The sequence below is a fragment of the Amycolatopsis iheyensis genome, from assembly GCF_024703995.1.
Taxonomy (GTDB): Bacteria; Actinomycetota; Actinomycetes; order Mycobacteriales; family Pseudonocardiaceae; genus Amycolatopsis; species Amycolatopsis iheyensis.
Genome location: NZ_JAMXQV010000007.1, coordinates 386,829 through 399,897, shown reverse-complemented (window position 1 = coordinate 399,897; position 13,069 = coordinate 386,829). Strand labels below are relative to the sequence as shown.

At 69.5% G+C, this 13,069-nt stretch carries 13 protein-coding genes; 10 read left to right on the top strand and 3 right to left on the bottom strand.

Annotated elements, in window-relative coordinates; translation table 11 throughout:
* Window positions 1-4: 4 nt before the first annotated feature.
* Window positions 5-388 (top strand): PPOX class F420-dependent oxidoreductase, encoded by a 384-nt coding sequence (locus tag M8542_RS16400; protein ID WP_257921016.1) that lies wholly within the window; start codon window positions 5-7, stop codon window positions 386-388.
* 2 nt (window positions 389-390) lie between these two features.
* Here the strand turns inward: M8542_RS16400 and M8542_RS16395 are convergent, their stop codons facing one another.
* Complete coding sequence (locus M8542_RS16395; RefSeq protein ID WP_257921015.1) at window positions 391-972, bottom strand: TetR/AcrR family transcriptional regulator; 582 nt, start codon at window positions 970-972, stop codon at window positions 391-393.
* Between the two features lie 74 nt (window positions 973-1,046).
* Between M8542_RS16395 and M8542_RS16390 the strand changes: the two genes are divergently transcribed.
* The 7 genes from M8542_RS16390 to M8542_RS16360 all read left to right on the top strand — a co-directional run bounded on the left by M8542_RS16390 (window position 1,047) and on the right by M8542_RS16360 (window position 10,550).
* Entirely contained in the window at window positions 1,047-3,473 is a 2,427-nt protein-coding gene (locus M8542_RS16390; protein ID WP_257921014.1) for a beta-glucosidase H, read from the top strand.
* A gap of 155 nt (window positions 3,474-3,628) precedes the next feature.
* Window positions 3,629-4,531, top strand: a complete 903-nt coding sequence (locus M8542_RS16385) for a GNAT family N-acetyltransferase (RefSeq protein WP_257921013.1) — start codon at window positions 3,629-3,631, stop codon at window positions 4,529-4,531.
* Between the two features lie 98 nt (window positions 4,532-4,629).
* Window positions 4,630-5,067 carry a hypothetical protein gene (locus M8542_RS16380; protein ID WP_257921012.1) on the top strand — a complete coding sequence of 146 codons (438 nt, stop codon included), beginning with the start codon at window positions 4,630-4,632 and terminating at the stop codon, window positions 5,065-5,067.
* A gap of 32 nt (window positions 5,068-5,099) precedes the next feature.
* Complete coding sequence (boxC, locus tag M8542_RS16375) at window positions 5,100-6,719, top strand: 2,3-epoxybenzoyl-CoA dihydrolase (RefSeq protein ID WP_257921011.1); 1,620 nt, start codon at window positions 5,100-5,102, stop codon at window positions 6,717-6,719.
* A gap of 5 nt (window positions 6,720-6,724) precedes the next feature.
* Complete coding sequence (gene boxB, locus M8542_RS16370; RefSeq protein ID WP_257921010.1) at window positions 6,725-8,146, top strand: benzoyl-CoA 2,3-epoxidase subunit BoxB; 1,422 nt, start codon at window positions 6,725-6,727, stop codon at window positions 8,144-8,146.
* A gap of 8 nt (window positions 8,147-8,154) precedes the next feature.
* A complete protein-coding gene (locus tag M8542_RS16365) occupies window positions 8,155-9,699 on the top strand; it encodes a benzoate-CoA ligase family protein (RefSeq protein WP_257921009.1) in 1,545 nt (514 codons plus the stop codon).
* Entirely contained in the window at window positions 9,696-10,550 is an 855-nt protein-coding gene (locus M8542_RS16360; RefSeq protein ID WP_257921008.1) for an amidohydrolase family protein, read from the top strand. The genes M8542_RS16365 and M8542_RS16360 overlap by 4 nt, the downstream gene beginning before the upstream one ends.
* Here M8542_RS16360 and M8542_RS16355 read toward each other — a convergent pair.
* Together M8542_RS16355 and M8542_RS16350 are read right to left on the bottom strand one after the other, a co-directional pair.
* The gene (locus M8542_RS16355; protein WP_257921007.1) at window positions 10,542-10,922 is read right to left on the bottom strand and encodes a VOC family protein; all 381 of its coding nucleotides are present in this window, start codon (window positions 10,920-10,922) and stop codon (window positions 10,542-10,544) included. The genes M8542_RS16360 and M8542_RS16355 overlap by 9 nt on opposite strands.
* Window positions 10,923-10,968: 46 nt before the next feature.
* Window positions 10,969-11,421, bottom strand: coding sequence for a MarR family winged helix-turn-helix transcriptional regulator (locus M8542_RS16350; protein WP_257921006.1), 453 nt, complete (start codon window positions 11,419-11,421; stop codon window positions 10,969-10,971).
* 83 nt (window positions 11,422-11,504) lie between these two features.
* Here M8542_RS16350 and M8542_RS16345 point away from each other — a divergent pair, with 83 nt between their 5' ends.
* The gene (locus M8542_RS16345) at window positions 11,505-12,470 is read left to right on the top strand and encodes a ring-cleaving dioxygenase (protein WP_257921005.1); all 966 of its coding nucleotides are present in this window, start codon (window positions 11,505-11,507) and stop codon (window positions 12,468-12,470) included.
* Window positions 12,467-13,069 (top strand): alpha/beta hydrolase, encoded by a 603-nt coding sequence (locus M8542_RS16340; RefSeq protein WP_257921004.1) that lies wholly within the window; start codon window positions 12,467-12,469, stop codon window positions 13,067-13,069. Before M8542_RS16345 ends, M8542_RS16340 begins: the two co-directional genes overlap by 4 nt.

Here is a 13,069-nt window from a genome sequence, read left to right as displayed (position 1 = left end):
CACCATGCTCAACGCCGACGTTCGCCGAGTCGTCGCCAGTGCCGCGCTCGGTCACCTCGCCACCCTGCTGCCCGACGGCGCGCCCCATTCCGTGCCGGTCTGGGTCGACCCGGAAGGCGACCACATCGCGATCATGACCGGGCCGGACTCGGTCAAGGCCCGCAACCTGCGCCGGGACCCGCGCGTGGCGCTTTCGCTGACCCCGGTGGACAACCCGTTCGAGCCCGTCGTCGTCCGCGGCCGCGTGGTGAAGTGGATCGAAGGCGACGAGGCCTGGTCGATCGTCGACCGGATCGCCACCAAGTACATCGGGCAGCCCTACACCCGCGAGCAGGTGCGCGTGGTCGGCCTGATCGAGGTCGAGCGGCAGCACGTCGGCATGAGCTGACGTCAGTCGGGCTTGATCCCCAGCAAGGTCAGGAACGCGCGGAACCCGGCCGGCATGTCGACCTCCGCCGGGTCCAGCAGCCACTGCAGCTGCAGGCCGTCGAGGACCGCGATGGCGATCGGGGCCAGCTGTTCCGGGGTGCTGCCCGGCGGGAGCTCTTCCCGGTGGCGCTCGAGCATCTGGGTCATGCCCGCGCGGACCCGGGCGTACCGGTCGTGGAAGTACTCGCGCGCCGGATGGTCCTCGGTCACGCTGTCCGCCGCCAGCACCGTGTACGTCTGGACGATGCCCGGCCGGGTCGCGTTGTAGTCGACCAGGTCGGCCAGCTGGTTCACCGTCATCGCCGACTCGTCGCCCGGTGGGGCGTGGCCGAAGTGCAGCAGGTCCCATTCGTCGCGGGTCTCCAGCACCGCCGTCAGCAGGTCTTCCTTCGTGGGGAAGTAGTGCATCAGCCCCTGCTGGGTCAGCCCGACGCGGTCGGCGACGGCCGCCAGCGACGTGCCGCGGTAGCCGCGCTCGGCGATCACCTCGAACGCCGCTCGGACGATGCTTGCTCGGCGATCGGCGCCCCTGGCCCGGGTCATGATCCCGAGCCTACGGGAGAAGCTGTCACGGAACCATAACGTTCACTACTCATCGCCAGGTAGAGTAGCTGTCCATGAGCTTCGACGTCGACGCGTTGCTGGCCGAGCTCGACCTGGACGCCAAGGCGAGCCTGCTCGCCGGCCAGGACGTCTGGTCGCTGCCCGCGCTCCCGCGGATCGGCCTGGGCTCCCTCGTGCTCTCCGACGGCCCGATCGGGGTTCGCGGAGTGCGGTGGAGCCCGGACGACCCCTCGGTGACCCTGCCGAGCCCGACGGCGCTCGCCGCGAGCTGGGACCCGCGGCTGGCCGTGCGCGCCGGGCGCCTGCTCGCGCAGGAGGCCCGCCGCAAGGGCGTGCACGTCTTGCTCGCTCCGACGGTCAACCTCCAGCGTTCGCCGCTGGGCGGCCGCCACTTCGAGTGCTACTCGGAAGATCCCCTCCTCACCGGGTTGATGGGTGCCGGCTACGTGACCGGCGTGCAGGACGGCGGGGTCGCCGTCACCGTCAAGCACTTCGTCGCCAACGACTTCGAGACCGAGCGCTTCACCGCCGACGTCCGGGTCGGCGAACGCGCGCTGCGCGAGCTCTACCTCGCGCCCTTCGAACTCATCGTCCGGCGGGCCCGGCCGTGGGGGATCATGGCCGCCTACAACAGCGTCAACGGCACCACGATGACCCAGCACGCCGAACTGCTCAACGGAGTGCTGCGCGACGAATGGGGCTTCGACGGCTTCGTCGTCTCCGACTGGCTGGCCGCGCGCGACACCGTGGCCTCCGCCAACGGCGGCCTCGACGTCGCGATGCCCGGCCCCCGCACGGTTTTCGGCGAACAGCTCGCCGAAGCCGTGCGCGGTGGCGAAGTCGACGAAGAAGTCGTCGACGACATGGTGCGCCGCGTGCTCCTGCTCGCCCACCGGACCGGCGCGCTCGGCACCCGGCACCTCCCGGGCACGCCGGATCTCGACGGCGTCGCGGTCGCGCGCGAGGTCGCGCACCGGTCTTTCGTGTTGCTCGGCAACGAAACCGGCGTACTGCCGCTGCGCGAACCGCGGAGCATCGCGCTGATCGGCGCGCTTGCCGCGGACCCGAAGATCCTCGGCGGTGGCAGTGCCACAGTGTTTCCCGAACACGTCGTCTCCCCTCTCGACGGCCTTCGCAAGGCCCTTCCCCCGGGCACCGATCTCACGTTTTCCACCGGTGCCGATCCGCGAACGACGCTACCGCCGGCCACCGACAATTTCCGGCTCCGCGCGACGGCCAAAGCCGCGGATGGCACCCGATTGGCTGAATTTCCGCTCAGGGAAGCCAAAATCACGTGGATCGGGGAACTCCCGGCCGGCCTCGACATGGCCACGCTCGCCTCGGTCGAGATCGACGGCACCTACCTGCCCGAGCGCGGCGGCACCCACACCTTCGCCGTCACCGGCCCCGGCGACCTGCGCCTCACCGTCGCCGGCCAAACCCTCTTCGACGGCGTGAACCTGCCCGAAGGCGGCGACGTCTTCACGTCGATCATGCAGGTCCACGAGCAGCGGCGGGAGATCGAGCTGGCCGAGGGCGAGCCGGTCGACGTCAGCCTGACCTACTGGATCCCGTCGGAGATGGCGGAGTTCGCGCGCGGCACCTTCGCCTGGGTCACCTTCGCGCTCGGGCACCGCGGCCCGGTGCCCGACCCGGACGCCGCCCTCGACGAAGCCGTTGCGGTGGCGGCGAAATCCGACGTCGCCGTCGTGGTCGTGGGCACCACCGCCGAAGTCGAAAGCGAAGGCTTCGACCGGACTTCGCTGGCCCTGCCCGGAAGGCAGGACGAACTCGTGCGGCGGGTCGCCGAGGCCAACCGCAACACGGTCGTCGTGGTCAACGCCGGCTCCCCGGTGGAGCTGCCGTGGCGCGACGAGGTGGCCGCGGTCCTGCTCACCTGGTTCCCCGGCCAGGCCGGCGGCGACGCGCTCGCCGACGTCCTCCTGGGCGTGGAAGAACCCGGCGGCCGCCTGCCGACGACGTGGCCCGCGCGGCTCGAAGACGCCCCGGTCACCGACGTGACACCGCAAGACGGCGAACTCGCCTACGACGAAGGCGTCCACATCGGCTACAGCGCCTGGGCGCGGGTCGAGCGGAAGCCCGCGTACTGGTTCGGCCACGGCCAGGGCTACACGACGTGGGTCTACGAGGAGCTCGACGTCTACCCGGACGACGAGGGCGGCGCTCGCGTGCGAGTCCGCGTACGCAACTCAGGCAAGCGAAAGGGCCGCGAAGTCGTCCAGCTCTACCTGGCCCCGACCGAGCGCGGCGACCGCCCGCCGCGCTGGCTGGCGGGCTTCGCGAGCGTCGAAGCCAGGCCCGGCGAGGCCGTCGAGACCGACATCGTCATCAAGCCGAGGTCCCTGGAGGTCTGGCGTGACGGCTGGCAGCACATCGCCGGCGAGTACGTCCTCGAGGCTTCGCACGCCTACGACCAGCCACGGTTGAGCACGCGGGTCGTGTTGCAGAAAATACGTTGACGCCCGGTGCCCGGGACCCTTAACTTCACGTCAGCACCCATGATCAGCGAAAGGAGGTGGGTCCGATGATCACGCAACCGATCACGCGCTCCCACCTCGCCGCGAGGGTGCCGGCCTGCTGACCGGGAGCGCGCAGCTCTCCCGGAAGGAACCCTGTGACCGATCTGGTCATCCGCCCGCTCGAAGCGGGCGAAGAAACGCTCTTCACCTCCCTGCCCGACCGCGGCCTCGTCGGCCGCACGCTGCTCGGCAACGACTTTGCCGAGATGGCGGCCAAGGGCGAGTACCGGCCCGAATGGGTCTGGATCGCGCTGCGCGACGACGTCGTCGTGGCCCGGGCCGCCTGGTGGGGCACACCGAAGGACGAGGAACCGATCGCGCTCGACTGGTTCGACTTCACCGACTTCGACGCGGGCGTCGAGCTGCTGAAGAAGGCACCGCTGCGCGCGGAATACTCGCTGACCACACCGCCCGCCTGGCAGGACGACCCGGACGTCGCTCATGAAGTGAACGTTCGTGTCGAGGCGGCCGAGAAGGCGGGCTACCGCAAGCTCGTCGAGCGCTACCGGTTCGTCTGGACGCCGGAAAACGGCCTCCCGGAACGTCCCGGGAGGCTCGAGTTCCGGCCCGAGCCGGACGACGACGTCATCCTGGACGTCTTCAAGCGCGTGCACGTCGGCAGCCTCGACGCGCACGTCCGGAAGACGGTCGAGGAGCACGGCCTCGACGCGGCCGCGCGCGAAGACCTCGACATCATGCGGTGGATGCCGGCGCCGCGGGACTGGTGGCGGCTGGCGTACACACCCGACGGCGAACTCGTCGGGCTGACGCTGCCGAGCCGCAACGCCTACGACCCGGTGGTCGGCTACATCGCCGTCGTGCCGGAGCAGCGGGGGAAGGGTTACGCCTACGACCTGCTGGTAGAGGCCACGCACGAGCTCGTCGCGCACGGCGCCGAAAAGATCGTCGCGGGCACCGACGTCGGCAACGTCCCGATGGCGAAGAACTTCGCCAAGGCGGGCTACCCGGTGACCCAGCACCGCATCGACCTGGTCTGAGGCGGAGCTTTCGTAGGGAAAGTGCCGCCCGGCACTTTCCCTACGAAAGTGACGGCGGTAGTCTCGCTAGAGCGATCTATCAAATCGGGGGTTCGAAGATGGACGTTCTGAAGGAGAAGGGGCTGACACCGCTTCGCGCGATTCTCGGCTTCTCGCTGCTCACGACCACGCTGCACTACGCGCACAACGTCATCCGGGCCGCGGACTACCCGCAGATCCCCGGCCTGCCGGTGCTCGCCGCGCAGATCATCGTCGCGTTCGGCTGGGTGCTGTTCACGGCGTTCGGCTGGCTCGGCTACCGCGCCTACCTGCGCGAGAACTACCCGCGGGCGCTCGCGTTCCTGCTGGTCTACTCGCTGTCCGGGCTGGCGAGCGCCGGGCACTTCCTGGTCGGCGTGCCGCAGATCCCGGCGTTCTGGTTCGCCACGATCTTCACCGACTCGGCGGCAGCGCTGGCCCTGTGGGTGTTCGTAACGTGGGCGTGGTCGGTGCTCAACCGGGTGACCTCGCGAGATCAAGTTTCTACACAACATTGACGTTCGTCGGAACTATGTAGACACTCGGATGAGTGACCACCACCACACCGGTGACCTTCGACCGCCGTCCGGACGAGTACCGCCACTGGCGCCTCCAGATCGACGGGGAGGTGGCGTGGCTGGAGATGGACGTCGACGAACAGGGCGGGCTCGTCGAGGGCTACGAGCTCAAGCTCAACTCCTACGACCTCGGCGTCGACATCGAGCTGTACGACGCGACCCAGCGGCTGCGGTTCGAGCACCCCGAGGTCCGCGTGGTGGTGGTGACCAGTGCGAAGGACAAGGTGTTCTGCGCCGGGGCGAACATCCGGATGCTCGCGGCGTCCGAGCACCACTGGAAGGTGAACTTCTGCAAGTTCACCAACGAGACCCGCAACGGCATGGAGGACGCCACCGAGCACTCCGGCCAGACGTACGTCGCCGCCGTGAACGGCACCTGCGCCGGCGGTGGCTACGAGATCGCGCTGGCCTGCGACAGGATCCTCCTGATCGACGACAACTCTTCGACCGTCGCGCTGCCGGAGGTGCCGCTGCTCGGCGTGCTGCCGGGCACCGGCGGCCTGACCCGCGTCGTCGACAAGCGGCGCGTGCGCAAGGACCTCGCCGACGTCTTCGCGACGCGCCCCGACGGCGTCAAGGGCAAGACGGCGGTCGACTGGCGGCTGGTCGACGAACTGGTGCCACGCCAAGGCTTCCGCGAAGCCGTCGCGAAGCGGGCCAAGGAGATCGCGCGCGAGTCCGACCGCAGCGGTGAAGGCGGCATCGAGCTGACGCCGCTGCAACATCGCTATGTCGACATCGTGGTCGAGAAAGACCAGGCGACGATCACCGTCAAGGGGCCCGAAACCGACCCCGGCGACCTGCACGAAGAAGGCGCGAACGGCTGGTTCCTCGCGATGACCCGCGAGCTGGACGACGCCATCCTGCGGTTGCGCACCAACGAGGTCGAAGCCGGCACGTGGATCCTCAAGACCGTCGGCGACCCGGAGAAGGTCCTCGCGCACGAACGAGCGGTGTTCGGCGCGAAGGACTGGCTGGGCAACGAGATCACGCACTACTTCAAGCGCACGCTCAAGCGCCTCGACGTCACGAGCCGCACGCTGATCGCGTTGATCGAGCCCGGCAGCTGCTTCGCCGGCTCGCTGCTGGAGCTCGCGCTGGCCGCCGACCGCCAGTACCTCCTCGACGGCCCGCCGATCGACGACGAAGACAGCGACGAACGCGCGACGATCAGGCTGTCCGAAGCCAACTTCGGCCCCTTCCGGATGGGCAACGGCCTGACCCGCCTCGAGGCGCGCTTCTACGGCGACGACGACCACCTCGCCTGGCTGGCCCGTGAAAAGGACCACGAGCTGAGCGCCGCCGAAGCCGTCGAACTCGGCCTGGTCACCGACGCCCCGGACGACCTCGACTGGGAGGACGAGATCCGGATCGCGCTCGAAGGCCGGGCGTCGCTGAGCCCGGACGCGCTCACCGGCATGGAGGCCAACCACCGGTTCGTCGGTCCCGAGACCGTCGAGACCAAGATCTTCGGCCGGCTGGCGGCTTGGCAGAACTGGATTTTCACCCGGCCGAACGCGTCCGGGCCGGAAGGCGCGCTGCGCCGATACGGTACCGGTCAGAAGGCCGTCTTCGACAGGAAGCGGGTCTAGCGCAGATGCCCGAGAAGATCGACTACGACGCGAAGATCCCGAACAACGTCAACCTCTCCGAGGACCGGCGCCTCCAGCGCGCGCTGGAGGGCTGGCAGCCGAAGTTCATGCACTGGTGGGGCGAAATGGGCCCGACGCTGGAGACCCAGGGCGTCTACCTGCGCACCGCGGTCAGCGTCGGCCGCGAGGGCTGGGCGCACTTCGACCACGTCAACGTGCCGGACTACCGCTGGGGCATCTTCCTCGCCGAGCGCGACCCCGACCGGCGCATCGCCTTCGGCGAGCACCAGGGCGAGCCGGTCTGGCAGCAGGTGCCCGGCGAGTACCGCGCCGACCTGCAGCGCCTGATCGTCATCCAGGGTGACACCGAACCGGCGTCGGTCGAGCAGCAGAAGCTCCTCGGCCTCACCGCGCCGAGCCTCTACGACCTGCGGAACCTGTTCCAGGTCAACGTCGAAGAGGGCCGGCACCTGTGGGCCATGGTGTACCTGCTGCACGCCTACTTCGGCCGCGAAGGCCGCGACGAGGCCGAAGGGCTGCTGCTGCGCAACTCGGGTAGCCCGGACGCGCCGCGCATCCTCGGCGCGTTCAACGAGGAAACCGCCGACTGGCTGGCCTTCTACATGTTCACCTACTTCACCGACCGCGACGGGAAGTACCAGCTCGGCACGCTCAAGGAGTCCTCCTTCGACCCGCTCTCGCGCACCTGCGAGTTCATGCTGAAGGAGGAGGCGCACCACATGATGGTGGGCACCACCGGTGTCGACCGCGTGGTGATCCGCAGCGCGGAGCTGATCCGCGAGCACGACACGCTGGACATCGGCCCGCACGGCGGCATCCCCCTCGACCTGATCCAGAAGTACATCAACTTCCACTACACCGTGTCCCTCGACCTCTTCGGCAGCGAGACGTCGACGAACGCGGCGAACTACTACACCGCCGGGCTCAAGGGCCGCTGGCAGGAGACCCGCCGCAAGGACGACCACAAGCTCACCGAGGACGCGCGGTCGCTGGACCGGCCGAACGGCGACGGCACCTGGGCGACCGAGGAGCTGCAGGCGATCCTGTTGCTGAACCTCGACCTGCGCAGCGAGTACGTGGCCGACTGCCAGACCGGCGTGAAGCGCTGGAACAAGATCCTCGCCGACGCCGGGATCGACTTCACGTTCCGCTTGCCGCACCCTGGATTCAACCGCGAAGTCGGCATAAACTCCGGCCACCACGTCACTCCCGACGGCACCATCGTCGACGAGGCGACCTGGGAAGCCGGTAAACGCAAGTGGCTGCCCACGACCGAGGACCTCACGTTCGTCCGCTCGCTGATGCACCCGGTGTACGAGCGGGGGAAGATCGCGAGCTGGGTCGCGCCGCCGCGCCAGGGCATCAACGGGAAGCCCTTCGACTACGAGTACGTGTACCTCACGTAGGAGGTTCGGTGGCGACAGGGTTCAACGCGGCGGAATACCTGCTCTCGGCCGGGGACCCCGACGCGACCGCGGTCGTGTCACCCCGGCGCTCGCTCACCTACGCCGAGCTGGCGGCGGAGTCCCGGCGGGTCGCGGGCGGGCTCACCGAGCTCGGCGTGCGGCCCGAAGAGCGCGTCATGTTCTGCATGGTCGACGACGTCGAGCTGCTCACCGGCATCCTCGGCGCGATGCTGGCCGGCGCCGTCGCGGTGCCGGTGTCGACCATGGTCACCGGGCTCGAGCTGGGCAAGGTGCTGGCCGACTCGCGGGCGCGCCTGCTGTGCGTGTCCGGTGAGTTCGCCGAGCAGGCCGTGACGGCGGTCGGGCTCGCGCCCGAGGTCACCGACGTCCTGCTGGACCGCGCCGACGCGGCGGGCTTCGGTGTCCGCACGCACGAGTGGACGTCGCTGACCGGCACGTTCCGAAGTGGACAGACGTGGGCGGACTCGCCCGCGCTGTGGCTGTACACGTCGGGGACGACGGGGCAGCCGAAGGGTGCGATGCACCGGCACGCGAGCATCCGCGCGGTCTGCGAGACGTACGCGCGCGGCGTGCTGGCGACCACGCCGGCCGACCGGTTCCTGTCCGTGCCGAAGCTCTTTTTCGCCTATGGGCTCGGAAATTCGTGCTTCTTCCCGCTCGGCGCGGGCGGCACGACATTGCTCGAACCCTCGCGTCCGACGCCGGCGTTGTTCGCCCGACGCGCGCGCGAGGAGCAGCCGTCGCTGTTCTTCGCCGTCCCGACGTTCTACGCGGCGTTGCTCGCCAGCGACGTCCCGGACGACTCGTTTTCCTCGGTGCGGCACGCGGTTTCGGCCGGCGAGCCGCTGCCGCCGTCCATCTTCGAACGCTTCCGCGCCCGCTTCGGGCTGGAGATCCTCGACGGCATCGGGTCGACCGAGGCGTTGCACATCTTCCTGTCGAACCAGCCGGGCCGCGTGCGGCCGGGCAGCACCGGTGTCCCGGTGCCCGGCTACTCCCTCGAGATTCGCGATGAAGCCGGTGCGGTGATCGACGCCGTCGGCAAGCCGGGTGAGCTGTTCGTGTCGGGCCCGTCGACGGCGACCGGCTACTGGGCGCGCTACGACGCGACGAAGCTCGTGTTCCAGGGCGAATGGCTGCGGACCGGCGACAGCTACGTGCGCAACGAAGACGGCACGTACTCGTGCCTGGGGAGATTCGGGGACATGCTGAAGGCGGGCGGGATCTGGGTGTCACCGTCCGAAGTGGAGGAACGGCTGCGGCAGCACCCGGCGGTGGCGGAGGTGGCCGTCGTCGCCGCGCCGGACGCCGACGGCCTCGACAAGCCCGTGGCGTGCGTGGTGGCCGCGCCCGGGGTTACCGTGGACGCGGACGAGCTGATCGAGTTCTGCCGCGAAGGTCTCGCGGCGTTCAAGCGTCCGCGGGGAGTGGTCGAGCTGGCCGAGCTGCCGAAGACGGCGACGGGCAAGATCCGCCGGAACGTGATCCGCGAGCAGGTCCGGGACGTCCTGCGGGTGGTGCCCAGCACGTGATCGACGGGCACTTCGTGGTGGACGCGCACGTCCACACCCCGCGGCTGTCAACGCTCAAACCCGCCTGGACGCAGTGGGCGCACGACTTCGCGGGCTCGTACCCGTGGCGTTCGGTGTACTCCCCTTCGGGGGAGGTGATCCCGGCGGCGATGGACGAGCTGATGGCGTCCGAGGGCGTCGACCGGGTGCTGCTGTTCTGCGAATACAGCCCGCGGGCGACCGGCATCCAGTCCATTGAGGACAACCTGCCGCTCGCGGAGCACAACCCCACGCGGTTCCGGCTGGTGGCGAACGTCAACCCGTACCTGCACCACCCGCCGGCGGCCGAGGTCGCACGGCAGCTGGACCTCGGCGCGGTGGCGCTGAAGATCCACCCCGTGCACGGTGCGTTTTCGCCGGCGGACAAGGAGCTGTACCCGGTCTACGCGTTGTGCGCCGAGCGTGGTGTGCCGGTGATCCTCCATTCGGGAACGTCGAGTTTCCCGGGCTCCCGCACGAGTTTCGGGAACCCCGAGCTGATGTCCGATGTGGTCGAGGACTTCCCGTCGCTGCAGTTCGTGTTCGCGCACGGCGGTCGCGGGTGGTGGTACGACGTCGCGGCGTTTCTGGCGCTGGCGCGCGAGAACGTCTGGCTGGACCTCGCCGGGCTGCCGCCGAAGAAGCTGCCGGAGTACTACCGGCGGTTCGACCTGGCTCGGCTGGCCGGGAAGTTCGTCTTCGGGACGGACTGGCCCGGCGTGCCGAGCGTGGCGAAGAACGTGCGGACGTTGCTTGGGCTGGGCTTGCCGGAGGACGTCCTGACCGGTGTGTTGTCGGGGAACGCGATCAAGCTGATGCCGAGCCTAGCCTAGGACCTGGTGCAGGCAGAGCACGTTGCCCTCGGAGTCGTTGAACCACGCCGCCCGCTCGGCGCCCAGCTCCGCGATGTGGGCGACCGTCTTCAGGCCTTCCATCTCGAAGTCCTGGAAGCGGACTCCGCGGTCCTCCAGGGCTTTGACCTCGGTGGAAAGGTCGGTGACTTCGAAGCTCAACGCCGTGTTTTCGCTCTGCGCGCCGGCCGGCATCAGCCTGAGGCCGATGGTGCCCGCACCGGCCGCGAAGTACAGCGTTCCGTCCTCGCCCTTCCCTGTTTGCTTCAGGCCCAGGGAGTCCGCGTAGAAGTGGCCGGCGCGTTCGCTGTCGGTCACCGGGAGCATCGTCGTGATGGTCGCGTCGGTCAGCATGCCTACATGGTGCGCTGGTTTGCGCAAGGCTGTGACCTCGACTTTTTCAACGATCGCCGTTGAACGCGCGGAGTGTCCGCATCGCTTCCGCGAGTGCCGGCGCGTCGTCGCCCAAGGGTGTCAGCACGATCCGGCGCAGGATGTCCGCGGCGGCGGCGCGCGCCTTGTTCGCGACTTCGAGTCCGTGGTCGGTGAGCGAGGCGAACGTGACGCGCCGGTCGTCCGGGCTCGGCACGCGGCAGATCAGGTCCGCTGCCACGAGGCGGTCGGCCACCTTCGTGAAGCCGCCGCTGGAGAGCGCGGCCTCGGTGGCCAGCCGGGTCATCGGCATCCGGTGGTCGGGCGAGCGGACGAGCCGCACGAGGATGTCGAAGGACGCGGGCGCGAGCCCGAACCGGTCGGCGATCTCGCCCATCAGCTTGTCCTGGGTGGCCAGGTAACCCTCGATGACCAGGCCCCACCAGGTGACGATCTCGTCGTCGTCGGTCTTCGGCTCCACGGGGGCAGCCTACCGGAAAGTCTGCTGGGAATATATCTTGCACGCAAGAGGTTCTGCGGTTACCTTGCGAAGAGGAGGCAACCATGTCGATCAGGACGTCCGGGCTGCACCACGTCACCGCCATCGGCGGGGACCCGCAGCGCAATGCCGACTTCTACCTGCGCACCCTGGGCCTGCGGCTGGTGAAGACCACCGTGAACTTCGACGACCCGGGCACCTACCACCTCTACTACGGCGACAGCGCCGGCAAGCCCGGCTCGCTGATGACCTTCTTCCCCTGGCCCGACGCGCCGAGCGGGCGCCGCGGCACCGGGCAGGCCACCACCACCTCGTTCTCCGTTCCCGAGGCCTCGATCGGCTGGTGGAAGCAGCACCTCGCCGCGCAGCAGATCGAGACCGGCGAGGTCCGCAACGCCGACGACGAGGACACGCTCACCTTCCGCGACCCCGACGGCCTGCAACTCGCGCTCGTCGCGCACCCGCAGGGGGACCCGCGTGACCCGTGGGACACCGAGCTCGTCCCGGCCGAGCACGCGATCCGGGGCCTGCACTCGGTGACGCTGTCGGTGTCCAAAGAGGACGCAACGGCCGGCATGCTCACCGACGGCCTCGGTCTCAGCTTCGCCAACCAGGACAGCAACCGCCTGCGCTTCGCCGCCGGTGAAGGCGGTCCGGGCGCGCTCGTCGACGTCCTCGTGACGCCGGACGCGCCGCGCGGGCTGGTCGCCGCCGGCACCGTGCACCACGTCGCCTGGCGGGCGCCCGACGAGGCCACCCAGAAGACCTGGCGCGAGGAGCTCGTCGACCAGGGGGTGCACGTCACTTCGATCCTGGACCGGCAGTACTTCCGCTCGATCTACTTCCGCGAACCGGGCGGCACGCTGCTCGAAGTCGCGACCGACGAGCCCGGGTTCGCCATCGACGAGCCGCTGCTGGAGCTCGGCCGCGCGCTCAAGCTGCCGCCGTGGCTGGAGCCGCGCCGCGACGAGATCGAGCACATGCTGCCCAAGCTGAACCTCCCCGCCGAGAACAACCCGGAGCTGTCATGACCCTGGCGCACAAGTACGTCGAGGGCTCGCCGGACGCGCCGGTGCTGCTCCTGCTGCACGGCACCGGCGGCAGCCCCGACGACCTGCTCGGCCTGGCGCGCGAGCTGAGCCCGGACGCCGCCGTGCTCGCCCCGGCCGGCCCGGTTTCGGAGCACGGCGCCGCGCGCTGGTTCCGGCGGCTCGCCGAGGGCGTCTTCGACCACGAGGACGTCGTGAAGCGCGCGAACGAGCTCGCGGACTTCGTCGTCGAAGCCCGCGAGAAGTACGGGCTGGGCGACCGGCGGCTCGTCGCCATCGGCTTCTCGAACGGCGCCAACATCGCCGCCGCCGTGGTGCTGCTGCGGCCGGAAGTCGTCCGCGAAGCCGCGCTCTTCGCGTCGATGTCGCCGGTCCCGCAGCCGCCTGACCACGACCTGAGTGCGACCCGGGTCTTCCTCGCCAACGGCGAACGCGACCCGATGGCGCCGCTGGCGTCGACCGAGGAGCTGATCGGGCTGCTGCGCGAGCGCGGTGCCGACGTCGTCACTCAGCGCCACCCCGGCGGGCACCAGATCACCGAGGACGGCGTGCGCGCCGCGGCCAGGTGGATCACGATCTAG